Genomic DNA, 24,276 nt, shown 5'->3' on the forward strand with positions numbered 1-24,276 from the left:
CTAGGGGACTCCATTGTCGCCGCGACGCGAACCTTCCTCTATATAGTCGATTCGCCGATGACCCCCACCCCCGCATCACCGCCCGCACCGGCCGTTGCCGACAGCAGCGACCGCTTCGCGATCCAGTGCGAGGTGCTGCGGCTGTCGATCCGCCCCATCGGGCCGGTGCTGCTGGCGCAATACCTGCTGAACTGCGGCGTGGCGGCGCTCTTCGCCTGGCAGGTTTCGCTGCCGCGCGCGCTGGCGTGGATCGCGCTGATCACCGGGGTGACCGTGATGCGCGGCTTCTTCCCGCAGCGGCTGCCCGAGCCCTTCACGCCCGCCAGCCTGCGCGAGGCCCAGCGCAAGCACACGCTGCGCACCGCCATCTGGGAGCTGGCGCACGGGCTGGCCGGCGTGCTGCTGTTCGACCCGGCCCGGGCCGACCTGCAGCTGCTGCTGGGCCTGATCATCATGGGCATGACGCTGTCGTCGGCCTTCTCGGTGTCGTTCTACACGCCGGCCACGCAGCTCGCGATCACGCTGCTGCTGGCGCCGATCATCGTCGTCGGCCTCTGGCTGGGCGCGCCGGTGATGGCGGCGGTGGCCGTCATCGGCATCGGACTGACCGCGATGATGTGGAAGCTGGTGGCCGAACGCTCGCGCCAGCTGGAGGAAAACATCGGCCTGCGGCTCAACGAGCACCGCCTGCGCGAGCAGGCCCTGGCCGGCCTTCGTGCCTCCGAACAGGCACAGGCCGAGCGGCTGCGCTTCTTCTCGGCCGCCAACCACGACCTGCGCCAGCCGGTGATGGCCATCGGCCTGCAGGCCGAGGTGCTGCGCCAGCAGCTGAACGACGGCGCCAGCACGGAGGCGGTGCAGCACACGGTGGGCTCGCTGGCGCGCGCGCAGCAGGCACTGGAGGGGCTGACCAACCAGCTGCTGGAAATCGGCCGCATAGAGGCCGCCGTCGATCCGCTGCGCCCGACCAGCGTGGCGCTGGCGCCCCTGCTGCACGAACTGGCGCGGCAGGCGGGCAACGGCCGGGTGCTGGTGCGCTGCCCGCCGGACGCCATTGCCTGGAGCGACACCGTCTCGCTGCGCCGCGTGCTCGCCAACCTGGTCGACAACGCCGTCAAGTTCACGCCGCGCGGACGCGTGCTGCTGGCGGTGCGCTCACGCCGACGCAGCGCCGGCCGCGCCTGGCGCGTGGAAGTGCGCGACAGCGGCATCGGCATCGCGGCCGAGGCGCAGCAGCGCGTGTTCGACGACTTCGAGCAGATCGGCAACGTGGAGCGCAACCTGCAGCGCGGCCACGGGCTGGGGCTGGCGATCGTGCGGCGGCTGGCGGCGCAGCTCGGTATCGAGGTGTCGCTGCGTTCGGCGCCGGGGCGGGGATCGGTGTTCGCCTTCGAGCTGCCCGCCGCGCCCGAAGGGACGCCAGCGACTTCGCCGTCCGCCGCCCCGGCTGCCATGAAGGACGACGGAACCGACACGACGCGCAGGCTGCGCCCCGGCCTCGCCGTGCTGGTGGTGGAAGACAACGCGGTGGTGGCCGACAGCCTTTCCGCCCTGCTGCGGCAGTGGGAAGTGGAGCCGCGCGTCTACGCCAGCGCGGCCGAGGCGCTGGCGCTGGCCGACCTGCGCGCGCTCGACGCGGCGCTGTGCGACATCCGCCTGCCCGGCGCGCTCGACGGCATCGCGCTGGCCGAGAGGCTGCAGCGCCAGAAGCCTTCGCTGGCGATCGCGCTGATCTCGGCCGACATCAACGAGGCAACGCAACGGCTGGCCACCGAGCGCGGCTGGCATGCGCTGCGCAAGCCGGTCCAGCCGGAAGAACTGCGCCGGCTGCTGCTGGGCGCGCAGCAGCAACAGGCGCACGGCTGACACCGGCACCGGGGATCGATCGAGCTGGCACGGCCCGTGCTGCCATCGCTTCCGGGATATGCTCCGCGCACAGGCCGCCGCCCCTGCCTCCGATGTCCACCGACACGCCTTCCACCCTTCCTGCCGCCGGCTCGCGCGGCCTGCGCTACGACCTGTTCGCCATCGCGCTGCACTGGCTGCTCGCGGTGCTGATCGTCGGCTCCTTCGGCGTGGGGCTCTACATGACGGGGCTGCCGTTCTCGCCGCTGCGGCTGAAGGTCTACAACTGGCACAAGTGGGCGGGCGTGACCATCCTCGCGCTGTCGGCGCTGCGGCTGCTGTGGCGGCTGGGGCATCGGCCGCCGGCGCTGCCGCCGGGCACGTCGGGCCTGCAGGTGGCGGGCTCGCGTGTCAGCCACGCACTGATGTACCTGCTGTTCTTCGCGGTGCCGCTGTCCGGCTGGGCCTACAGCTCGGCCATGGGCATGCCGGTCTCGTGGTTCGGCATGCTGGCGCTGCCCGATTTCGTGCCCGCCGACCACGATTTCGCCGAGGCGGTGCTGCAGCCGCTGCACCGCAACTGCGCCTTCGCGCTGGCGGGCATCACGCTGCTGCACGTGGCGGCGGCGCTCAAGCACCACTGGATCGACCGCGACGGTCTGCTCAAACGCATGTGGCCCGGGCCACGCCAGGAATCTGCCGGATCATGAGTTCCCTACTTTTCCGCCTTCTTCCCGTTCTGCTGGTTCTTGCCGTGGCGGCGCCGGCCGGCGCCGGGCCATCGGCCGCATCCGCCGCGAAGCTCGTCCCCGACAAGAGCCAGATCGTGTTCGTCACCAAGCAGATGGGCGTGCCGGTTGAAGGCAGCTTCAGGAAGTTCGACGCGCAGGTGGCCTTCGACCCGAAGAAGCCCGAGGGCGGCAGCGTCGCGCTGCAGATCGACACGGCCAGCGCCGGCTTCGGCGTGCCGATGAGCGACGCCGAGCTGCCCAAGCAGCCATGGTTCGACGCCGCGCACTTTCCGCAGGCCAGCTTCCAGTCGGGTGCCATCAAGGCGCTGGGCGAAGGCAAATTCGAGATGGCGGGCAAGCTCACCATCAAGGGCACGACGAAGCAGGTGACGGTGCCCGTCAGCATCGCGCCGGCAGCCGGCGGTGGCAACTACTCGGTGGCCTCCGGAAGCTTTACGATCCAGCGGCTCGACTACAAGGTGGGCGACGGCGAGTGGACCGACACCTCGGTGGTCGGCAACGATGTGCAGGTGCGCTTCAAGTTCACGCTGGCGGGACTCGCCGCGCCGTAAGCCGCTTCTCGTGTTCCCCTACCCGGTTTTCTCTTTCATGCTCCATGCAGCCAACGCCATGAAAAAGCTTCTTCTCGCCGCGGCACTGTCGGCCGCCGCATTCACCGGCAGCGCCTCGGCGCAGCAACAGCAACTGCCATCGGAATTCGCGCCGGCCGTGGCCGCCAAGCCCGCGGGCGGGCCGGCCAGGAACGCCAACTACGTGATCGACCCGACCCACACCTTCGTGATGTACGAGATGGGCCATTACGGCACGACCACCAACCGCGGCCGCTTCAGCACCAAGGACGGCTCGGTGCAGATCGACGGCACAGGCGCCAGCGGCAAGGTCGACATCACGATGGACATCAGCTCCATCAACACCGGCGTCGACCTGCTCAACCGCCACGTGCAGAGCAAGGACTTCTTCAACGTGGCCGAGTTTCCGACCGGCCGCTTCGTGGCCGACCGCATCGACATCTCCGGCGACAAGGTGGTCGACGTGCCCGGCAAGCTCACGCTGATGGGCCAGACCCGCCCCGTGACGCTGAAGGCCGTGCGCTTCAACTGCTACCTGAGCCCGCTGATCAACCGCCAGGTGTGCGGCGGCGACTTCGAGACCACCGTGGAGCGCAGCGACTGGGGCATCACCTGGGGCCTGAACTTCGGCTTCGAGAACAAGGTGAGGCTGCTGGTGCAGGTCGAAGCGGTCAACGTGCAGTGACACCGAAGGCAACACCATGATCGACACCACCCTCGCCCTGCTCGGCATCGCCGGCGCCATGACCGTCGGCGCGATGAGCCCGGGCCCGAGCTTCGTCATGGTGGCGCGCACGGCCGTGACCTCGCGAGCCGACGGCCTGGCGGCCGCGCTGGGCATGGGGGCCGGCGGGCTGGTCTTCGCGATTGCCGCGCTGGCGGGGCTGCAGGCGGCATTCCTTGCGGTGCCGGCGCTGTACCTGGCGATCAAGGGGCTGGGCGGCGCGTACCTGGTGTACCTGGGTTTGCGCATCTGGCGCGGCGCGCGGCAGCCGCTGGCCGTGATGCAGGAGGCCGGTGATTCACCGCAACGTCTGCAAGGCCGGGGCAGGCGCACCTTCCTGCTGGGCCTTGCCACGCAGGTCAGCAACCCGAAGACGGCCGTGGTCTACGCGAGCATCTTCGCGGCCTTCCTTCCGCGCGAGGTGCCGCTGGTGCTCGCGCTGGCGGTGCCGGCGGTCATCTTCTGCATAGAGACAGGCTGGTATTCGATCGTGGCGCTGGCGCTGTCCTCGGCGGCGCCGCGCTCGGCCTACCTGCGCTACAAGGTCTGGATCGACCGTGCCGCCGGTGGCGTGATGGGGCTGCTGGGGCTGCGGCTCGTGTGGTCGGCCGTTCGCGGCACCTGAAGCTGCGAAGCTAGAGCAGGCTCTCTGGCGTCAGCGGCGCCAGCAGCTCGAGCATGGTCCGGTCCCAGAAGCCGGAGTCGGGCTCCTCGGTCAGCACGGTGATCTTGCCGGCGTCGTCGCTGATCCATTCGATGCGCGACTGGTCGCTGCCCTCGGCAAAGCGCAGCCTGTAGGCGCCCTGCTGCTTGAGCACGTCGATGAGCTTCAGCGCCTGCTGGGCCATCTCGGGGCTGCGGATGAAAAGGCCGATCTCGGTGTTGTGCGTTTCCGAGCGCGGGTCGAAATTCATCGAGCCGACGAAAAGAATGCGCTGGTCGATCACCGCCGACTTGGCGTGCAGCCGGCCCACCGAAGTGCCGAAAAGGCCCAGCCGCACGCTGCTGCGCGTGCGCTTGGTGCTCAGCTCGTAGAGGTCGGCGCCGAGCTTGAGCATGTCGGGCCGGTAGCGGCGGTAGGCGGTGTGCACCAGCGGCTCGTCGGTGGCGGCCAGCGAGTTGGTGACCACGCTGATCTTCACGTTGCGGCCGCGGATCTCGCGCATCACCTCCAAGCCCGAGGCGCCCGGGATCAGGTAGGGCGAGACGATGGTCACCTCCGAGCGTGCGCGGCGCATCTGCTCGACCACGTTGTAGCGCACGCTGTCGACGTCCAGCAGCGGCACGCCGCCGTAGGAGGCGGTCTTGCCGATCACACGCTCGGGCGAATCGGCGTAGGCCTCGGCGGTGGTCCAGATCAGGCCGAGCTTGCCGGCGTCAAGGTCTTCCGCCATCGGGCTGTAGCCGAGCAGGTCGTTGGGCGCGGGCTTCGGCGGCGGGGGCGTTGTGTCGGGGCCGGTGGCCAGCTCGAAGCGCCTGCGCAGCTCCTCGCGCGGCAGGTCGCTGGCCACCACGGACTGGATCGGCCGCACGTAGATGCTGTTCCAGTACTGGTCGAACAGGCTGCCCAGCCGGGGAACCAGCGCGCCGGTGACGAAGGTGTCGAGGTCGATGAAGTTCTCGCCCGAGGTGCGCCTGAAGTACTGGTTGCCGATGTTGCGCCCACCCGCCACCGCCATCGCGCCGTCGGCGATGAACAGCTTGTTGTGCATGCGGCGGTTGACGCGGCTGAAGTCGAGGAGCGAGGCGGTGAAGCGCTTCAGCAGGCTGCCGCGCCCGGCCGGGAAGGGGTTGAACAGGCGCAGCTCCACGTTGGGCGTGGCGGCCAGGCCCAGCAGCAGCTCGTCCTCGCCGGAGGTGTAGAGATCGTCCATCAGCAGCCGCACGCGCACGCCGCGCTGGGCAGCGTCGCGCAGGGTGCGCAGCAGGTAGCGGCCGGTCTCGTCGTTCTCGATCTGGTAGTACTGCACGTCGAGCGTGCGCTGCGCGCGGCGCGCGAGCTGGATGCGGGTGTCGAACGCGAAATCGCCGCCGGGCATCAGGCGAAAGCCGCTGAGGTCGGGGTCGGGCTGCGAGGCCAGGGCGATCTTGCCGAGGGCGGTGTCGGCCGAGACGGCGATGGTCCTGGTGGGTGGGCGCGGGGCCTCGTCGGGCAGGCTGGCGCAGCCGGCGAACAGCAGCACCGCCGCCATGGCGAAGACCCAATGCCCACAACGCGACATCAGGCCATGGCTCATCGGCTTCTTTCTAGAGTGCCTTGCGCAGGTTGGCGGGGGCGATGCGCAGCGCCTCGCGGTACTTGGCGACGGTGCGGCGCGCGCACTCGATGCCCTGCTCCTTCAGCATCTCGGAGATCTGGCTGTCCGACAGCGGCTTCTTCACGCTCTCCGAGCCGACGAACTGCTTGATCAGCGCGCGCACTGCGGTGCTCGACGCGTTGCCGCCGGTCTCGGTGCCCAGTGCCGAGCCGAAGAAGTACTTGAGCTCGACCGTGCCGAAGGGCGTGGCCATGTACTTGGCGGTGGTCACGCGCGAGATGGTGGATTCGTGCAGGCCCAGCTCGTCGGCGATCTCGCGCAGCACCAGCGGGCGCATGGCGAGCTCGCCGTGCACGAAGTAGCTCTTCTGCCGCTCGACGATCGCGTTGCTCACGCGCAGGATGGTGTCGAAGCGCTGCTGGATGTTCTTGATGAACCAGCGCGCCTCCTGCAGCCGCTGCGACAGCGCCTGGCTGCCCTCGCCCTTGTGCGACTTGAGCGCGCCGGCGTAGATGTCGTGCACGCGCAGGCGCGGCATGACCTCGGGGTTGAGCATGACGCGGAACTTCACGTTGGTGCCGCGCCCGGTCTTGGTGACGATGACGTCGGGAATGATGATGTTGCGTTCCACGTCGACGAAGCTGCGGCCCGGCTTGGGCTCCAGCCGCGCGATGACCTGCAGCGCCGAGCGCACCAGCTCCTCGCTGCTGCGGGTGAGCGTGGCCAGGCGCTTGAAGTCGCGGCGCGCGAGCAGCTCCATGGGCTGCTTGCAGATGGCGATGGCGGTCTTGCGGACCAGCGCTTCTTCCTCGGTCTCGTCGTCGCTGGCCATGGCGCGCAGCTGGATGCTCAGGCACTCGCCGAGGTCGCGCGCGCCGACGCCGGCGGGCTCCAGGCTCTGCAGCAGGCCGAGCGCCACCTGGAAGTGGTGCACGAGGTCGTCGAACTCGTCGTTGTCGTCGCCGGCCAGGCCCGAGGCCAGCGCGGGCAGCGAGTCTTCGAGGTAGCCGTCGTCGTTGAGCGATTCGATGAGAAAGCGCAGCGCGGCGCTGTCGCTCTCGTTGAGCCGCAGGCTCAGCGCCTGGCGGTGCAGGAAGGACTGCAGCGACTCCTGGCTGCGCGCGAGCTCGGTGGCGTCCGCGCGCTCGTCGTCGCCGGCGTTGTTCTGGCGCGCGGGCGCGTCGCTGCCCCACTCGCTGTCGTCGGGCGCCATTTCGACGGTGCCGTCGCCTTCCCAGTCGGGCTCGCGCTCGGAGATCTCGGCGGCGGGGCCGTCGGAGTCGGCCGTGGTGGTGGTGCCGGTTTCGGTGGCAGCAGTGGACGTGCCGGCAGCGGGCGAAGCGAAGTCGCTCTCGCCGTCACCACTATCGCCGCCGTCGTCGCGCGGCACCGGGGCATCGGCCGTGTCGAGCCCGAATTCCTCGCGCGCCGCTTCTTCAGCCGTGCGCTCGAGGAACGGGTTCTCGTCGAGCATCTGCTCCACCTCCTGGCTCAGTTCGAGCGTGGAGAGTTGAAGCAGCCTGATCGACTGCTGCAGCTGTGGCGTCAACGCCAGATGCTGCGAGACGCGAAGGGATAGCCCTTGCTTCATGGGAACCGCTCCCGCCCTTACATGCGGAAGTGCTCGCCCAGGTACACCCTGCGTACCTCGGCGTTGTCGACGATCTCCGAGGGTGTGCCTTGTGCCAGCACGTGCCCGTCGCTGATGATGAAAGCGTGATCGCAGATGCCCAGCGTTTCACGCACGTTGTGGTCGGTGATGAGCACGCCGATGCCGCGCTCCTTCAGGAAGCTGATGATGCGCTGGATCTCGATCACGGCGATCGGGTCGATGCCGGCGAAGGGCTCGTCCAGCAGGATGAAGCGCGGCTGCGTGGCCAGCGCGCGCGCGATCTCGACGCGGCGGCGCTCGCCGCCCGACAGCGCCAGCGCGGGCGAATCGCGCAGGTGGTCGACGCGCAGGTCGGCCAGCAGGTCGGTCAGGCGCTCCTCGATGTGCTCCTTCGACAGCGGCACCAGCTTGCCGTTCGCGTCGGGCTCGCTCTGCAGCTCGAGCACGGCGCGCACGTTTTCCTCGACCGTGAGCTTGCGGAAGATGGAGGCTTCCTGCGGCAGGTAGCTCAGGCCCATGCGGGCGCGGCGGTGGATCGGCATGTGGGCGATGGGCTCGCCGTCGATGGTGATGTCTCCGGCATCGGCGCGCACCAGCCCCACGATCATGTAGAACGAGGTGGTCTTGCCGGCGCCGTTCGGGCCGAGCAGCCCGACGACTTCGCCCTTCTGCACGTCGAGCGAGACGTCCTTCACGACCGTGCGGCTGCCATAGCTCTTCTTCAGGCCGCGCGCGACCAGGCGGCTGCCCGGCGCGCCGTTGGCGTCCTGAGTTCCTGCGGATTCGATCACTTGCGCGTGTCTCCCTGGTCACTGAGCGTTGTGCTCTGGCGCAGGCCCTTGCCGGGCGCCGGGGTGGGAGCCGGCGGGGGCGCCTTCGCGCCGCCGGCCGGGGCCGAGGCGCCGGCAGCCGGGGCGGTGGCGGCCTTGGGGGTGAGGATGGTCCTGACGCGTCCGCCCGGCGACGAGGCGTTGACGGCGGTGTTCGGCGGCACGGTGGAGCCGTTGACGGTGTAGGTGTCGTTGCTCTGGTCGTAGACGATCAGCGCGCCCTGGCTCTCGTCGTTCGGCGTGGCGCCCAGGAGGCGGCGCATGACGGCGTTGCGGATGAACTTGACGTTGTCGGCGCGGCTGTCGTACTCGATGACTTCCGACTCGCCCTCGATCCACTCGTCGGGCGCGTTGCGCTTCTGCTTGTAGTAAGCCCGCTTGCCCGGCGCCGCCGTGACCACGCCGTACTGGTAGCCCTCGGCGTCCTGGCGCACGTCCAGCCGTGCGCCACGGATGATGATCGTGCCTTTTGTCACCAAAACGTTGCCGGTGAACACGCTGGTCTGCTTCAGGTCGTCGTAGCGCATCGAGTCGGATTCGATGTTCATCGGCTTGGAGCGGTCGGCGGTTTCGGCCACCGCTCCCGAGGCAAGGCCTGCCAGCAACAGCGCGCCGGCGGCCAGGCGGCCCATGCGACGCAGGAAGGGGGTTGTGGGGTAAGAGTGCAATGTCATAGAGGCACGAAACTTGCTCGGCATTGTATGCGGCTGAGTGCTTCCGCCCCGCACGCACAGGTGAAAAAGCCCGCCTAAGCGGGCTTGACTTTCCTTCTGGTTTTCTACCAGAAACACCGCGCAACGGCACGGCACGGCTCGGGTTTTCGGGCTTCAGCCCTTCTTTGCCTCGCCGATCAGATAGTTGACTACCTGAAGTACTTTGGTCATGTTGCCGGCCGTCTCGCCGTCCACATACCAGCGGCCGGCCACGGCCATCGCGGGCACGCCGGCCACCTTGTAGGCATCGGTCAGCTGCGAGGCGCGCTTGGCCTTGCTGGCCACGCCGAACGAGGTGAAGGTTTCCTTGAACTTGGTGGCGTCCAGGCCGTTGGCGGTGGCCCAGGCAATGATGTTGGCGTCGCCGTTCACGTTCTGGCGCTGCGCGTGGATCGCGTTGAACACCTTGGGCTGGAACTCGTCGACCTTGCCCATGGCTTCGAGCGCGTAGTACAGGCGCTGCTTGGCCTCGACGTCGTTGCCCACGAAGGGAACGGGAATGCGGCGGAAGGAGACTTCCTTCGGGATGGTCTTGAGCCAGGCTTCCAACGTCGGCTCGAAGTCGTTGCAGTGCGGGCAGTTGTAAGAGAAGAACTCGACCACCTCGACCTTGCCGGCGGGTGCGTCGACCGGCACGCGCTTGTCGAGCACCAGGTACTCGGAGCCGGCCTTGGGCGCGCGCGCCTGGGCGTGGGCCGTATTGACACCCAGGGACATCAGCCCGAGCGAAGTGGCGGCCAGCGAAAAGTCACGACGTTTCATTTGAAAGGGTTCTCCAGTTGGTACGGCAGACTGAGCCGGCGCGCGGCGGGGAGTTCCACTCCCCTGCTCAACGGCGCGCCCGAAGCTATGAAAGGCGACGAATGGTGGCGGCAAACGCCGCCCGGCGGGGCTTAAGGGCTATTCCGGCTATGGGATCAGCGCTGAACGCGGACGAGCGCCGAATCCATGCCGCCGCCGTCCAGCCGTTCCTTCAGGCGGTCGGCGTCGTCCTTCTTGTTGAACGGGCCGGCGCGCACGCGGTAGACGGTACGGCCCGCCTGCTCGCGCTCGGTGACCTTGGCCTCGACGCCCATCAGCGACAGCTTGGCGCGCTGCGCCTCGGCGTCCTCGGTGGTGCGGAAGGCGCCGGCCTGCACGAAATACATGAAGGGATCGGGGCCCGAACTGCTGCCGGCGTTGCTGCTGCTCGGCGCGGCCGACGCGGTGGTCGTGCTGCCGGAGCCGGAAACCTGGCCCGAGCGCGCGCGGGCCAGGTCGCCCAGCGGATCGTTCGACGGCGGCAGGGCGTTGGCCTCGGCCGGCACCGGCGCGGTGCGCGGCTTGGGTGCCACCACCACGGGCACCGGCGGCGCGGTGTTGGGCGAAGCGGTGGCCGGGGCCGCGGCAGTGGTGCCGGTGGCGGGCTCGCCGGTGATGGGGTTGACCGGGCCCGTCGGGGCAGCGGGAGCCGCCGGCTTGGGAGCGCCGGCCTTGCCGGCCAGCGGCGCGTTCGGGTCCCAGTCGCGGTTCTTGCGGGCTTCGGCCTCGTCCTGCTCGGCACCGCCGCGCTGTGTCTTGGTCACGAACGGGATCGGCACCTTGGTCACGTAGACCGCGATACCCAGCGCGACGCCCAGGCCGAGCACCAGCCCGATGATCAGGCCGATGACGATGTTGCCGCGTTGACTTCTTGTCTTCTTCATGGTGAGGGAGTTCACATCTTGCTCGGCGCACTGACGCCGAGAATCGCGAGGCCATTGTGCAGCACCTGCGCGCAGGCGGCGACAAGAGCCAGACGAGCCTTCTTCAACGTCTCATCGTCGACCAGCACGCGCTCCGCGTCGTAGTAACTATGGAGATTCGCCGCGAGCTCACGCAGATAGAAAGTCACGTCGTGCGGCGCAAAATCCTTGGCTGCGGCCGTGAGCATCTCAGGGTACTTGGCCAGTTGCAGCATCAGCGTCTGAGCCTGTGGTGCTTCCAGCGACGACAGATCCACGGAACTCAGCGAGGCAACGTCGCCGCCCCAATCTCGAATCATCTTGCAGATACGCGCGTGCGCCATTTGCACGTAGTAGACCGGGTTGTCATTGTTCTGAGCTAGCGCCAGATCGATGTCAAACAGGAATTCGGTGTCAGGCTTGCGGCTCAGCAGGAAGAAGCGCACCGCGTCGGTGCTGGTCCACTCGATCAGGTCGCGCAGCGTGACGTAGCTGCCGGCGCGCTTGCTGATCTTGACCTCTTCCCCGCCTTTCATCACGCGCACCATGGTGTGCAGCACGTAGTCGGGATAGCCCTCGGGAATGCCTTCGCCCGCGGCCTGCAGGCCGGCGCGCACGCGCGCGATGGTGCCGTGGTGGTCGGTGCCCTGGATGTTGATGACCTTGTGGAAGCCGCGCTCCCACTTGGCGATGTGATAGGCGACGTCGGGCACGAAATACGTGTACGTGCCGTCCTGCTTCTTCATCACGCGGTCCTTGTCGTCGCCGTAGTCGGTCGACTTCAGCCACAGCGCGCCGTCCTGCTCGTAGGTCTTGCCGGCGGCCACGAGCTTGCGCACGGCGTCCTCGACGCGGCCGCTGGTGTAGAGGCTGGACTCCAGGTAGTACTGGTCGAAGCGCACGCGGAAGGCCTGCAGGTCCAGGTCCTGCTCGCGGCGCAGGTAGGCCACGGCGAACTCGCGGATGGCGTCGATGTCCTCGATGTCGCCGCTGGCGGTGACTTCGCGGTCCTCCGACTTGACGGTCTTCTTCGCCTTGAAGTCGGCCGCGATGTCGGCGATGTAGTCGCCGTTGTATGCAGGCGCCTTCTCGCCGCTGGGCCATTCGGCGTCGCCGGGCTTGAAGCCGCGCGCGCGCAGCTGCGTGCTGTTGGCCAGGGTCTGGATCTGCACGCCGGCGTCGTTGTAGTAGTACTCGCGCCACACGCTCTCGCCCTGCGAGGCGCGCAGGTTGCAGATGGCGTCGCCCAGCGCCGCCTGGCGGCCGTGGCCGACGTGCAGCGGGCCGGTCGGGTTGGCCGAGACGAACTCGACCAGCACCTTCTCGCCGGTGGCGGGCTGTTGGCCGAAAGTATTCCCGGCCGACAGCACCTCGCGCACGATCTGCTGCTTGGCGGCCGTCTTCAGGCGGATGTTGAGGAAGCCGGGCCCGGCGATCTCGATGGCGTCGACCCACTGGGCGAACGCGGGGGTGGCGAGCAGCGCGGCGCTCAGTTCCTCGCCCAGTTCGCGGGGCTTGCGCCCCAGCGGCTTGGCGAGCTGCATCGCTGCCGTGCAGGCGAAATCGCCGTGCGCGGCCACCTTGGGCGACTCGAACGCGGCTTTGGAGCCGGCGCCGGGCGAGAGGGATTCGAGCGTGTTCGCGAGCGCCGCGAGCAGCTCCTGTTTGACCAATAGCATCCGGAAATTTTACCGGGGGCAAACCCGGGCACAGTTGACGATCGTCATCCGATCATTGACTTGGCCCGTTACGATGGTCGGCCCCGAGGCGGGGAACCTGTCACAAATCAACCTAGCGAGGACATATCACCATGAAGAAGCTCCTTTCCCTGCTTGCACTCGGTGCCTGCCTTTCCTTCGGCGCAGCACAGGCTCAAGACAAGGCCCCCGCACCGGCCGCAGCCCCCGCCGCTGCCGCCCCCGCCGCAGCCCCCGCCGCCGGCGGCAGCTGCGAATCCAAGGCCGTGGACAAGAACGGCAAGGCCCTCGCCGGTGCCGCGAAGGCCAGCTCCATCAAGAAGTGCGAGAAGGAATCCAAGGCAGCCGCCGGTCCCGCATGCGCGGCCAAGGCCGTGGACAAGAACGGCAAGGCCCTCGCCGGCGCCGCCAAGAACAGCTTCATCAAGAAGTGCACCGCTGACGCAGCCAAGGCCTGAGACGGCACCGCGCTGAGCTCACAATTGTGAAAAAGGCCCGCACCGCGGGCCTTTTCTTTCCGGCCTCGTCCGCGTCGTTCCAGCTACTTCAGCGCCCCCAGCAGGTTGTTGAAATCGTCGGTCCAGGGCTTCTGCCCCGGCTCGGTTGCGATCGGCACGGCGGCCGAGCGTATCGGCTCGCGCGCCAGCGCCTGCGGATCGCGCGCGACCAGCACCCAGTCGGTGCGATGCAGCCAGTCGGACTGCTCCGCCAGGTCGTGCACCAGCACCGCGTGCAGGCCCCGCGCCTCGGCCACCCTGGCGATCACGGGCGCCAACGCCAGGAAGCGGTTGGTGACGTGGAAGGCGATCACGCCATCGGGCCGCATGTGGCGCAGGTACGCGTCCATCGCCTCGACCGTGAGCAGGTGCACCGGCACCGAATCCCCCGAGAAGGCATCGACCGCGAGCACGTCGAAGCCCTGCACCGGCTCGCGCTCCAGCGCCAGCCGGGCATCGCCCGAGACACGCTCGATGCGCGCGGCGCTGTCGCGCAGGAAGCTGAATTCCTTGTCCGCCAGCGCGAACACCTGCGGATTGATCTCGTAGAAGCGGTAGATGTCGCCGCTGCGTCCGTAGACCGCGAGCGTGCCGGCCCCCAGCCCGATCAGGCCCACGCGGCGCGGCCCGGCCGGCGCCGCGGCGATGGCGCGGCCGATGCCCGAGGTCTGGCCGTAGTAGGTGGTCGGCTCGCGCCGGCGCGCCGGGTCGATGAACTGCGAGCCGTGCTTGACCGAACCGTGCGCCAGCTGGCGCGTGCTGTCGGAGGGCGGATCGCGCTTCATGTCGTACACCTGCAGCGCCCCGTAGAAATTGCGCTGCAGGCTGCGCGCGCCCAGGTTGTCGCTGGCGATCTGCCGCAACAGGAAGAAGGTGCAGCAGGCGGCCAGCACCACGCAGCCCACCCGCAGCCAGGCCCGCTGGCGCAGCACGGCCGCCGCCGCCAGCGCGGTCAGCATCAGGCCGAGCCCCAGCTCGTAGTACGCCGCCAGCACATGCGGTGCGACCAGCCCCACCGTCACCCCGCCCAGCGCGCCGCCGAGCGACAGCATCAGATAGAAGCGCGTGAGATAGCGCGGCCCCGGCCGCAGCCTGGCGGTTTCGCCGTGCAGGAACATGCACAGCACGAAGAGCCCCGACACGTACAGCGGCAGCGCGATGCGCACGTCGGCGCCGATGGAGTGCTGCAGCCCGAAGGCGCACAGCAGCAGCACGACGGCAGCCAGCGGCAGGAACACGCCGCGCCGGTACCAGCGGTCGCTCTCGAAGCACAGCACGAAGGTCAGCAGGTACAGCGACAGCGGCAGCACCCACAGGAAAGGCACGGCCGCGACGTTCTGCGTGATGTGATTGGTCACGGCCAGCAGCAGCCACGACGCCAGCGCCGGCAGCGCGAGCCACAGGAAATAGTCGAGCGCGCGCGGCGGCCTGTCTTCCGTCGGCGCGGCGGTGTGCGCCGGCGCGGATTGCAGCCGAACGTCTTCCGGCCAGCGGCGCGCCATGTACAGCGTGGTGCCCGCGCAAAGCAGAACGAACGCGCCATAGCCCCACGACCACCCGTGCGCCTGCTGCAGCAGCGTGCTGCGCGGCTCGATCAGCACCGGATAGCTCAACAGCGACAGCAGCGAGGCCAGGTTCGACAGCGAGAAATACCGGTACACCTGCGCGCCCCAGGGCGTGCGCGCCACCCACGACTGCACCAGCGGCCCGGTGGTCGAGAGCAGGAAGTAAGGCAGGCCGATGGTTCCGGCCAGCAGTCCGAGGATGCGCCAGGCCGGGTCCTCGGTGCCCACCGGCTTCCATTGCGCGCCGACCACGATCGGCAGGAAGGCCAGGCTCGCGATCAGCAGCCCGACGTGCAGCACGGCCTGCGCGCGCATGCGCAGGTGGCGCGCGACCCAGTCGGAATACGCGTAGCCCGCGAGCAGCACGACCTGGAAGAACACCATGCAGATCGACCACACGGCGGCCGAGCCGCCGAACCACGGAAGGATCTGCTTCGCGATCAGCGGCTGGACAAGGAACAGCAGGAACGCGCTGCTGAAGATGGTTCCGGCAAACAGGAGCTGGATGCCGGCGCGCCCCATGCCGCGCCTACTTGCCGAAGCCGCGCGCGAGGAACACCGCCACCAGCGGGATCAGCGCGATCAGGTGCGCCTGGATCATCACCAGCTTGCGGGTCTTGAGGATCTCGGCCTCGGCCGGCAGCTTGCCGGTGGCGCGCAGCGTCTTGCGCCAGCGGAAGTAGGTCAGCGTCGGAAAGATCGACACCACGCCCACGATGATGAACAGCCCCAGCTTCACGTGCAGCAGCGGGTTGGTCCAGTACCAGGCCGTGCCCTTCACGCCCCACCAGGTGCGCGCGATGCCGGTGGCGAGCACCGCGATGGCGGCGATGCCGTAGACCATGTCGACCTTGGCCAGCCGCTCGACCACTGCCGCGTTGAGCCACTGCACGCGGCACAGCGCGGCCTCGCTGGAGATGAAGACGACCATCGTGAGGATGGCGAGCAGGTGAAGGTACGCAAGGATGGCTTCTAGCGTCATCGGTGGAGCTTTCAGGATGGCTCGCCCCCAGGCTGCGCGCACTTCGTGTCGCTTCGCCAACCCCCTGCCGGGGCAACACCTGAGGCCCGGCAAAGCCGGTTCCTCGGTGTTCGCGAAAGACCTCAGCGCTGTCGGCGTGGTGAGCGTATCAACGGAATTTCAAATGCAAACGCATTGTGACGCCACCGGTGCGCCTCAGGCCCTCCCACCCCAGAAATCCGGGTTGCCGTATTGCTCCTTGAGGAAATCAAGCCACAGTCGCACCCGCAGCGGCATGTGCTTGGCGCCCGCGAACACCGCGTAGATGCCGTTGGGCGGCGCGGCGAACTCGTCGAGCAGCGGCACCAGCAGGCCGGCGTCGATCTCGGCCTCGACCTCCCAGGTGCTGCGCCACGCGATGCCATGGCCCGCGAGGCACCAGTCGTGCAGCACCTGGCCGTCGGAACAGTCGAGCGGGCCGCTCGGGCGCAGGTGGATCAGCTCCTGGTTGCCCTCCTCGTTGGCGACGCGGAAGGCCCAGCCGCGCGTCTGCGAGGCGTCGCTCGACAGCGTGAGGCAGGCAAAGCGAGAGAGCTCGCCCGGGTGCCTGGGCTTGCCGTGGCGGCGCACGAACTCGGGCGTGGCCACGCAGCGGCGGCGGTTGTCGGCCAGCCGCACGCTCACCAGCGACGAATCGGGCAGGTCGCCCACGCGCACCGCGCAGTCGAAGCTCTCGCCGGTGACGTCGACCACGCGGTCGCTGAGGTTCAGCGAGATCGTCACCTCGGGGTGCAGCGCATGGAAGCGCGGCACCAGCGGCGCGACGTGGCGGCGGCCGAAGCCGGCCGGCGCCGTCACGCGCAGATGGCCGCTGGCCTTGAGGCCGCCGGCGCTCACGCTGGCCTCGGCGTTGGCGAACTCGGCAAGCAGGCGCTGGCAGTCTTCGAGGAAGGAGCTGCCTTCGTGCGTGAGGGTGATGCGCCGCGTGGTGCGAACCAGCAGCTTGACGCCCAGGCGCTCTTCCAGCGCGTCTAGCCGGCGCCCCATGATCGCGGGCGCCACGCCCTCGGCCTTGGCGGCGGCCGTGAGGCTGCCGCGGGTCGCGACCGAGACGAAGGATTCGAGTTGCTTCAGGCGGTCCATGGGGCGGGAACTATATCGCCCGCCACCCGGGCGGCACCTATTCGGGCCGCACGCCCGCGTCGCGCACCGCCGCGCCCCAGCGCGCGTGCTCGGCCTTGATGTACTGCGCCGCCTGCTCCGGCGTGCCGCCCACGGGCGTGCTGCCCTCGGCCAGCAACTGCGAGATGGTGGCGGGCCTGGCCAGCGCCTTCTCGACGGCGGCGCCGAGCTTCTTCACGATCTCGGGGCTGGTGCCGGCCGGCGCCACCAGCGCCTTCCAGTCCACCGCCTCGAAGCCCTTGTAGCTCTCAGCCACGGTGGGCACGTCGGGCATCACCGGCAGGCGCTTGGCCGAGGTGACGGCCAGCGCGCGCAGCCGGCCACCCTTCACCATCGACAGCGCGCCCTGCGGCGTGGCGAACATGTAGTCGGTCTGGCCGCCGAGCAGGTCGGTGATGGCGGGCGCCGCGCCCTTGTACGGCACGTTGAGCACCTTGAAGCCGGCGCGCTTGGCGAGCACCTCGCCGGCCATGTGGCCCAGCGTGCCGGTGCCCGCGAGCGCCTGGCGAATTTCGCCGGGCTTGGCCTTGGCGGCGGAGACCAGGTCGGCCAGCGTCTTGAAGGGCGCGTCGGCGCGCACCACCAGCACCACCGGCTGCGAGGCCACCACCGACACCGGCACCAGGTCCTTCAGTGCGTCGTACGGCATCTTGGGGAACAGCGTCGGGTTGATCGCGAGGTTGGCCGTCTGGCCCAGGCCGATGGTGTAGCCGTCGGGCCTGGCCTTGGCCACCACGTCCATGCCGATGTTGCCGTTGCCGCCCGCCCGGTTGTCGACGATGAAGGTCCACTTCGTGTCGTCGGCCAGCTTCTGCGCGACCAGCCGCGCCACGATGTCGGTGGCGCCGCCGGGCGTGTAGGGAACGATGAGCCGCACCGGCTTGTCGGGCCAGGCGGTGTCGGCGAAGGCGGGGGCGGCGTTCAGCCATGCGGCGGCCGCGGCGCACGCCAGCAAGGCGCGCCGTGCATTGGAAAACGTGAGGTCAGTCTCCGAGGGTGATGTGTTGTGTTTCGAGCGCGGCGATTTCCTCGTCGCTGTAGCCCACTTCTTTCAGCAGCTCGCGGCTGTGCTCGCCCGTGCGCGGCGGCTGCAGGCGGATGCCCGGGCGTTCGCCGTCGAGCGTGAACGGCATGAGCGGCACCTTCGCCATGCTGCCGTCGTTCATGCGCACCGGCGCGAGGCCGCCGGTGGCGTTGAGGTGCGGATCGTCGAACAGCGCCTGCGGCTTCGTGATGGGCGCGAAGGGCAGCTCGTTCTTCTCGAACACCGCGGCGAGTTCGGCCGCGCTGTGGTGGGCGAGGTGCGAGCGAAGGATGGGCATCATCCATTCGCGCGCCAGCACGCGGTCGTTGTTGGTCTTCAGGCGCGGGTCGGCCAGCATCTCGTCGAGGCCGAAGGCCTTGCAGAAGATGGCCCACTGCTTGTCGCTCACGGCCGCCAGGAAGATCTGCTCGCCGTCCTTCACGGTGAACACGTCGTACACCGCCCAGGCCGAGATGCGGCTGGGCATCGGGTCGGCCGCCTTGCCGGTGGCCGCGAACTGCATCATGTGCTGCGCGACCAGGAACACGTTGTTCTCGAACAGCGCCGACTGCACCTCGCAGCCCTTGCCGGTGATGTCGCGCTGGCGCAGCGCGGCCATCGCGCCGATGGCGCCGAACATGCCGCCCATGATGTCGTTCACGCTGGTGCCCGCGCGCAGCGGGTCGCCAGAGCGGCCTGTCATGTAGGCGAGGCCGCCCATCATCTGCACCACCTCGTCGAGCGCGGTGCGGTGGTCGTAGGGCCCGGGCAGGAAGCCCTTGTGGCTCACGTAGATGAGGCGCGGGTTGAGCTTGGCCAGCGTGTCGTAGTCGAGCCCCAGCTTCTTCATGGTGCCGGGCTTGAAGTTCTCGCTCACGATGTCGGCGGTGGCGATGAGGCGCAGCGCGGCCTCCACGCCCTCGGGCTTCTTGAGGTCGAGCGCGATGCTCTTCTTGTTGCGGTTGAAGGTCGGGAAGAAGCCCGAGCCCGACCCGAGCAGGCGGCGCGTGCTGTCGCCCTCGATGGGCTCGACCTTGATGACCTCGGCGCCGAGGTCGGCCAGCAGCAGGCCGCAGGTCGGGCCCATGACCATGTGGGTGAACTCGACGACGCGCACGCCCGCGTAGGGCAACGGATTCGACGATGGATTGGCTTCAGACATGAGCGATGGATTCCTGGACAAAGCCTTTCGGCAGACCGGCTTCGGGCGTCATGCCGTACACCGGTTCGCCGGGCAGGCCGGCCATGAGCGGCGCACGCGCCGCGATGAGTTTCTGGATGTCGATGCCGGTGCGCACGCCCATGGCCTCGAACATGAAGACCAGATCTTCGGTGACAGCGTTGCCCGAGGCGCCCGGCGCGTAGGGGCAGCCGCCGAGGCCGCCCAGCGACGCGTCGAAGGTACGCACGCCCTCGTCCCACGCGGCGAGGCAGTTGGCGAGGCCGAGGCCGCGCGTGTTGTGCATGTGGGCCGCGCCCGCATGCTTGCCGATCTCCGCGCGCAGGCGCTTGAAGAGGCGGCGCACCTGCGCGGGGTTGGCATAGCCCACGGTGTCGGACAGGCCCGATTCGTCGGCGCCGGCTTCGATGCACTGCGCGGCCAGGCGGATCACGTCGTCCTCGGGCACCAGGCCCTGCAGCGTGCAGCCGAAGGCGGTGGAGATGCCGGCTTCGAGCTTCGCCTGCGGCGCGATCTCGCGGCGCAGGTCGGAAATGGCGCGCACCTCCTCGACCATTTCGGTGGGCGTCTTGCGCACGTTGGCCAGCGAATGCGCCACGCTGGCCGACACCGGCATGGTGAGCTTGTGCGCGCCGGCCTCGAGCGCGGCCTGCGCGCCCTTGCGGTTGGGCACCAGCGCCATCACCGCCAGGCCCGGCAGCGTGATCGCGTGGCGCACCACCTCGGCGGCATCGGCCATCTGCGGCAGCAGCTTCGCGGGCACGAAGGAGGCGACCTCGATCTCGCGCACGCCGGCGGCGTAGAGCGCATCAATCCAGCGCAGCTTGTCGGCGGTAGGCATGGTGGCCTTGACCGACTGCAGGCCGTCGCGCGGGCCGACCTCGCTGATGAGGACGTCGGGGGTTGTCATCTGGTTTTGTCTCCTGGTACTTGACCGTTCTGTCTTACAGAACTATATTCCGTTAAACAGAATTAGACCGTCGATCCGCCCCGACTGTCAAGCCGAGCCATTCCCTGCGCCTTCCCGTCATGCCCCGCAAAGCCCAGACCGAATCCGTCTCCGACCTCAATGCCGCCCCCGGCGGCGCCGCCGCGGTCGACCGCGCGCTGAGCCTGCTCTCGGCCTTCCAGCCGGGCGACGAGGCGCTGTCGCTCGCGCAGTTCGCCGAGCGCACGCAGCTCTACAAGAGCACCGTGCTGCGGCTGCTGGCCTCGCTGGAGCATGCGCGGCTGATCCGCCGCCAGGACGATGGCCGCTACGCGCTGGGCATGGAGATCGCGCGGCTGCACGGCCTCTACGCGGCCTCGCAGTCGCTCGACCGCATCGTGCTGCCGGTGCTGCGCGCGCTGGTCGCAACCACCGGCGAGAGCGCGGCGTACCACGTGCGGCAGCCGCAGGGGGACAGCTGGGTGCGGCTGTGCCAGTTCCGCGTCGATTCTTCTCATGTGGTGCGCGACCACGTGCGCGCCGGCGACATCCTGCCCAACGACCGCGGCGTGGGCGCGCGCGTGCTGATCGCCTTCGGCCCCGAAGCCGAACTGCCGCGCGGCGCGAAGGAACGCAAGCTCTACGACACCATCCGCGCGCAGGGCTGGTGCGCGCTGGTAGGCGACCGCACTGCCGAGCTGGCCGGCATCTCGGCGCCGGTGTTCCATGCCGACGGCAGCCTCGCGGCCGCGGTGACGCTCACCATGCCCACGCACCGCTACGACGAGGGCTACATCGAGCCGGTGCGTGCGGCAGCGAAAGAGCTCAGCGGGCAGGTCTGAGCAAGCGACCGGTCAACGCAGCGCGGCCAGCACCGCGCGGTTCTGCTCGGGCAGGCCGACACTGACGCGCAGCCACTCGGGCAGGCCGTAGGGTCCGAGCAGCGAGACTTCGATGCCGGCGGCCAGCAGGCGTGCGTGCACGGCCTGCGCGTCGCCGACCCGCACCATCAGGAAGTTGCCGGACGAGGGAACGTGTTCGAGGCCCAGTTCCTTGAAGCCGGCCGCGAGCTGGTCGCGGCCTGCGGTATTGAGCTCGTAGGTGCGTGCGAGGAAATCCGCGTCGCCCAGCGCGGCCACGGCGGCGGCCTGCGCCGGGGTCGTCACGTTGAAGCGCGGGCGCTGCGCGTTCATGCGCGACGTGAGCGCCGGCTGCGACACGCCGTAGCCGATGCGCAGCCCCGCCAGCCCGAAGGCCTTGGAGAAAGTGCGCGCCACGATCAGGTTGGGCAGGCGCCGCACCCATTCGATGCTGCTGTAGCGCTGCGCGGGCGAGAGGTATTCGGTGTAGGCCTCGTCCAGCAGTACCGTGACGTGCGCGGGCACGGACTGCAGGAAGGCCAGCAGCGGCGCGGCGTCGATGAAGGTGCCGGTCGGGTTGTTCGGGTTGGCGACGAACACCAGCTTCGTGTCTTCGTCGATGGCGGCGCGCATGGCATCGAGGTCGTGGCCGAAGCCGCGCGAGGGCACGACAGTTGCGTGCGCATGGGCGTGCGCCGCGGCCTGCGCGTAGACGATGAAGCCGTACTGCGAATAGACGACGCCCTCGCCCGGCTTCAGACTCACCTGCGCCGCGAGTTCGAGGATTTCGCTGGATCCGCTGCCCAGCGTGAGCCAGTCGGCCGGCACGTCGAGCCGGGCGGCCAGCGCGTTCTTCAGCGCGGTGCCATTGCTGTCGGGGTAGTTGCCGGCGCCTTCGAGCGCGGCGGCGGCGGCGCGGCGGGCCGAGTCGGGCATGCCCAGGGGGTTTTCGTTGGAGGCCAGGAGGATCATGGGAGCGGACGTGCTGGAAATGGCGGATTTATTTAAGAAGTTAAATATATCCGGCGCTTTCGGCATTCTTATCAGTGCCTACCCTTTGCGCTCCTGGGTGCAGCCCGTCGATTACCTCTATTTTTGTCACGGATAAATCCCGCTTGCGGCTCTTACTCGCCAGCAAAGTATCGAATAAAGTTCGTCCCAGGATTGCATTTTTCTCAAGGAGAAACCCCATGACCGCCCGCACCACCGCCCACGGACTCCAGGTTGCGACCGAGCTGCATCGCTTCATCGAGGACAAGGTCCTCCCCGCCAGCGGCGTGGCCAGCGACGTCTTCTGGAAGGGCTTCGACGCCATCGTCCACGACCTCGCGCCGAAGAACATCGCCCTGCTCGCCGAACGCGACCGCCTGCAGAGCGAGCTCGACGCCTGGCACAAGAAGAACCCCGGCCCCATCGCCGACATGCCGGCGTACCGCGCCTTCCTCGAGAAGATCGGCTACCTGCTGCCCCAGCCCAAGGGCGTGAAGGCCACGACCGCGAACGTCGACTCCGAACTCGCGCTGCAGGCCGGCCCGCAGCTGGTGGTGCCGATCCTCAATGCGCGCTATGCGCTCAACGCCGCCAACGCGCGCTGGGGCTCGCTGTACGACGCGCTCTACGGCACCGACGCCATTCCCGAGACCGGCGGCGCTGAAAAAGGCAAGGGCTACAACCCGGTGCGCGGCGCCAAGGTCATCGAGTTCGCGCGCAACGTGCTCGACCAGGCCGCGCCGTTGGTCAACGGCTCGCACAAGAACGCCACCGGCTACAGCGTGAAGGACGGCAAGCTCGTCGTCGCGCTGCAAAGCAGCAGCACCGGCCTCGCCGATGCATCGCAGTTCATCGGCTACCAGGGCGACGCCGCCGCGCCGTCGTCGGTGCTGCTGAAGCACAACGGCATCCACCTCGACATCCGCATCGACCGCTCCACGCCCATCGGCAAGAGCGACGCCGCCGGCGTGAGCGACCTGGTGCTCGAAGCCGCGCTCTCCACCATCCTCGACCTGGAAGACTCGGTGGCCGTGGTCGATGCCGCCGACAAGGTGGTGGCGTACTCGAACTGGCTGGGCATCGTCGAAGGCACGCTCACGGAAGAAGTCGCCAAGGGCGGCAAGACCTTCACGCGCGGCCTGAACGCCGACCGCGAATACACCGGCGCCGACGGCAAGCCAGTGAAGCTGCACGGCCGCTCGCTGATGTTCCTGCGCAACGTGGGCCACCTGATGACCAACCCGGCCGTGCTGTACGAAGGCGGCAAGGAGATTCCGGAAGGCATCCTCGACGCGGTCGTCACCACCACCATCGCCACCATCGACCTGAAGCGCAAGGGCAACTCGCGCACCGGCAGCATCTACATCGTCAAGCCGAAGATGCACGGCCCGGCCGAAGTGGCTTTCGCCAGCGAGCTGTTCGGCCGCGTCGAGCAGCTGCTCGGCCTGCCCGCCAACACCGTGAAGCTGGGCATCATGGACGAGGAGCGCCGCACCAGCGTCAACCTGAAGGCCTGCATCGCCGAAGCGGCCGCGCGCGTGGCCTTCATCAACACCGGTTTTCTCGACCGCACCGGCGACGAGATGCACACCGCCATGCAGGGCGGCCCGATGATCCGCAAGGGCGACATGAAGTCCAGCGCGTGGATCGGCGCCTACGAAAAGAACAACGTGCTGGTCGGCCTGTCATGCGGCCTGCGCGGCAAGGCGCAGATCGGCAAGGGCATGTGGGCCATGCCCGACCTGATGGCTGCCATGCTCGAGCAGAAGATCGGCCACCCCAAGGCTGGCGCCAACACCGCCTGGGTGCCCTCGCCCACCGCCGCCACGCTGCACGCGCTGCACTACCACCAGGTCAGCGTGACCGCGGTGCAGCAGGAGCTGGAGAAGATCGACGCCGACGCCGAGCGCGACAACATCCTCAATGCCCTGCTGCAGGTGCCGATCGCGGCCGAAGCCAAGTGGAGCGCCGAAGAGCGCCAGCAGGAGATCGACAACAACGTGCAGGGCATCCTCGGCTACGTGGTGCGCTGGATCGACCAGGGCGTGGGCTGCTCCAAGGTGCCCGACATCCACAACGTCGGCCTGATGGAAGACCGCGCTACCCTGCGCATCTCCAGCCAGCACATCGCCAACTGGCTGCTGCACGGCGTGGTCACCAAGGCCCAGGTCGACGAGACCTTCCAGCGCATGGCCAAGGTGGTCGACGAGCAGAACGCCGGCGACCCGCTGTACCAGCCGATGGCCGGCAACTTCACCACCTCGGCGGCCTACAAGGCGGCGCAGGACCTTGTGTTCAAGGGCATCGAGCAGCCGAGCGGGTATACGGAGCCGCTGCTGCATGCTTGGCGGTTGAAGGTGAAGGGCGAGGCCTGATCGGCCCGCTG

Annotated in this window: 21 protein-coding genes and 1 pseudogene; 8 read left to right on the forward strand and 14 right to left on the reverse strand. The window is 68.7% G+C overall.

Annotated features, from left to right (window positions below):
- Positions 1-57 precede the first annotated feature (57 nt).
- The 5 genes from AC1VNX_RS31855 to AC1VNX_RS31875 all read left to right on the forward strand — a co-directional run bounded on the left by AC1VNX_RS31855 (position 58) and on the right by AC1VNX_RS31875 (position 4,515).
- Entirely contained in the window at positions 58-1,866 is a 1,809-nt protein-coding gene (locus tag AC1VNX_RS31855; protein WP_483161515.1) for a sensor histidine kinase, read from the forward strand.
- Between the two features lie 92 nt (positions 1,867-1,958).
- Positions 1,959-2,555, forward strand: coding sequence for a cytochrome b (locus tag AC1VNX_RS31860; protein WP_483161516.1), 597 nt, complete (start codon positions 1,959-1,961; stop codon positions 2,553-2,555).
- The gene (locus AC1VNX_RS31865; protein WP_483161517.1) at positions 2,552-3,148 is read left to right on the forward strand and encodes a YceI family protein; all 597 of its coding nucleotides are present in this window, start codon (positions 2,552-2,554) and stop codon (positions 3,146-3,148) included. The genes AC1VNX_RS31860 and AC1VNX_RS31865 overlap by 4 nt, the downstream gene beginning before the upstream one ends.
- A 58-nt stretch (positions 3,149-3,206) precedes the next feature.
- Complete coding sequence (locus AC1VNX_RS31870; protein ID WP_483161518.1) at positions 3,207-3,851, forward strand: YceI family protein; 645 nt, start codon at positions 3,207-3,209, stop codon at positions 3,849-3,851.
- Positions 3,852-3,867: 16 nt separating this feature from the next.
- Positions 3,868-4,515 carry a LysE family translocator gene (locus tag AC1VNX_RS31875; RefSeq protein WP_483161519.1) on the forward strand — a complete coding sequence of 216 codons (648 nt, stop codon included), beginning with the start codon at positions 3,868-3,870 and terminating at the stop codon, positions 4,513-4,515.
- Positions 4,516-4,525: 10 nt separating this feature from the next.
- On the opposite strand, the gene AC1VNX_RS31880 is transcribed toward AC1VNX_RS31875, so the two are convergent.
- The 7 genes from AC1VNX_RS31880 to argS all read right to left on the reverse strand — a co-directional run bounded on the left by AC1VNX_RS31880 (position 4,526) and on the right by argS (position 12,685).
- Positions 4,526-6,127 carry a phospholipase D family protein gene (locus AC1VNX_RS31880; protein ID WP_483161520.1) on the reverse strand — a complete coding sequence of 534 codons (1,602 nt, stop codon included), beginning with the start codon at positions 6,125-6,127 and terminating at the stop codon, positions 4,526-4,528.
- 10 nt (positions 6,128-6,137) lie between these two features.
- On the reverse strand, positions 6,138-7,739 hold the full coding sequence (gene rpoN / locus AC1VNX_RS31885; protein WP_483161521.1) for an RNA polymerase factor sigma-54: 1,602 nt from the start codon (positions 7,737-7,739) through the stop codon (positions 6,138-6,140).
- Between the two features lie 17 nt (positions 7,740-7,756).
- A complete protein-coding gene (gene lptB, locus AC1VNX_RS31890) occupies positions 7,757-8,551 on the reverse strand; it encodes an LPS export ABC transporter ATP-binding protein (protein WP_418124071.1) in 795 nt (264 codons plus the stop codon).
- The gene (lptA, locus tag AC1VNX_RS31895; protein ID WP_483161522.1) at positions 8,548-9,264 is read right to left on the reverse strand and encodes a lipopolysaccharide transport periplasmic protein LptA; all 717 of its coding nucleotides are present in this window, start codon (positions 9,262-9,264) and stop codon (positions 8,548-8,550) included. Before lptA ends, lptB begins: the two co-directional genes overlap by 4 nt.
- Before the next feature lie 153 nt (positions 9,265-9,417).
- Positions 9,418-10,065: a thiol:disulfide interchange protein DsbA/DsbL gene (locus AC1VNX_RS31900; RefSeq protein ID WP_369659843.1), complete on the reverse strand. Its 648-nt coding sequence runs from the start codon at positions 10,063-10,065 to the stop codon at positions 9,418-9,420.
- 155 nt (positions 10,066-10,220) lie between these two features.
- Entirely contained in the window at positions 10,221-10,988 is a 768-nt protein-coding gene (locus tag AC1VNX_RS31905) for an SPOR domain-containing protein (RefSeq protein WP_483161523.1), read from the reverse strand.
- Positions 10,989-10,999: 11 nt separating this feature from the next.
- The gene (gene argS, locus AC1VNX_RS31910; RefSeq protein WP_483161524.1) at positions 11,000-12,685 is read right to left on the reverse strand and encodes an arginine--tRNA ligase; all 1,686 of its coding nucleotides are present in this window, start codon (positions 12,683-12,685) and stop codon (positions 11,000-11,002) included.
- A 131-nt stretch (positions 12,686-12,816) separates the two neighbouring features.
- Here argS and AC1VNX_RS31915 point away from each other — a divergent pair, with 131 nt between their 5' ends.
- Positions 12,817-13,161 (forward strand): hypothetical protein, encoded by a 345-nt coding sequence (locus tag AC1VNX_RS31915; RefSeq protein ID WP_483161525.1) that lies wholly within the window; start codon positions 12,817-12,819, stop codon positions 13,159-13,161.
- An 83-nt stretch (positions 13,162-13,244) separates the two neighbouring features.
- Here the strand turns inward: AC1VNX_RS31915 and AC1VNX_RS31920 are convergent, their stop codons facing one another.
- The 6 genes from AC1VNX_RS31920 to AC1VNX_RS31945 form a co-directional block, all read right to left on the reverse strand.
- Positions 13,245-15,287: a spermidine synthase gene (locus AC1VNX_RS31920; RefSeq protein WP_483161526.1), complete on the reverse strand. Its 2,043-nt coding sequence runs from the start codon at positions 15,285-15,287 to the stop codon at positions 13,245-13,247.
- 7 nt (positions 15,288-15,294) lie between these two features.
- Complete coding sequence (locus tag AC1VNX_RS31925; protein WP_093203932.1) at positions 15,295-15,747, reverse strand: DUF2214 family protein; 453 nt, start codon at positions 15,745-15,747, stop codon at positions 15,295-15,297.
- A 195-nt stretch (positions 15,748-15,942) separates the two neighbouring features.
- Positions 15,943-16,869, reverse strand: a complete 927-nt coding sequence (locus tag AC1VNX_RS31930; RefSeq protein WP_483161527.1) for a LysR family transcriptional regulator — start codon at positions 16,867-16,869, stop codon at positions 15,943-15,945.
- Positions 16,870-16,906: 37 nt separating this feature from the next.
- Positions 16,907-17,863 carry a Bug family tripartite tricarboxylate transporter substrate binding protein gene (locus tag AC1VNX_RS31935; RefSeq protein WP_483161528.1) on the reverse strand — a complete coding sequence of 319 codons (957 nt, stop codon included), beginning with the start codon at positions 17,861-17,863 and terminating at the stop codon, positions 16,907-16,909.
- 28 nt (positions 17,864-17,891) lie between these two features.
- Positions 17,892-19,094, reverse strand: coding sequence for a CaiB/BaiF CoA transferase family protein (locus tag AC1VNX_RS31940; protein WP_483161529.1), 1,203 nt, complete (start codon positions 19,092-19,094; stop codon positions 17,892-17,894).
- Complete coding sequence (locus AC1VNX_RS31945) at positions 19,087-20,022, reverse strand: hydroxymethylglutaryl-CoA lyase (RefSeq protein ID WP_301503635.1); 936 nt, start codon at positions 20,020-20,022, stop codon at positions 19,087-19,089. Before AC1VNX_RS31945 ends, AC1VNX_RS31940 begins: the two co-directional genes overlap by 8 nt.
- A 119-nt stretch (positions 20,023-20,141) precedes the next feature.
- On the opposite strand from AC1VNX_RS31945, the gene AC1VNX_RS31950 reads away from it, so the two are divergent.
- Positions 20,142-20,882, forward strand: a complete 741-nt coding sequence (locus tag AC1VNX_RS31950; protein ID WP_483161530.1) for an IclR family transcriptional regulator — start codon at positions 20,142-20,144, stop codon at positions 20,880-20,882.
- Positions 20,883-20,894: 12 nt separating this feature from the next.
- Here the strand turns inward: AC1VNX_RS31950 and hisC are convergent.
- Positions 20,895-21,878 (reverse strand): annotated as a pseudogene (gene hisC / locus AC1VNX_RS31955) (histidinol-phosphate transaminase); the annotation flags it as partial.
- A 212-nt stretch (positions 21,879-22,090) separates the two neighbouring features.
- Here hisC and AC1VNX_RS31960 point away from each other — a divergent pair.
- Complete coding sequence (locus AC1VNX_RS31960) at positions 22,091-24,265, forward strand: malate synthase G (protein ID WP_483161531.1); 2,175 nt, start codon at positions 22,091-22,093, stop codon at positions 24,263-24,265.
- Positions 24,266-24,276 lie beyond the last annotated feature (11 nt).

The organism is Variovorax sp. TLI9-5A (assembly GCF_056867935.1).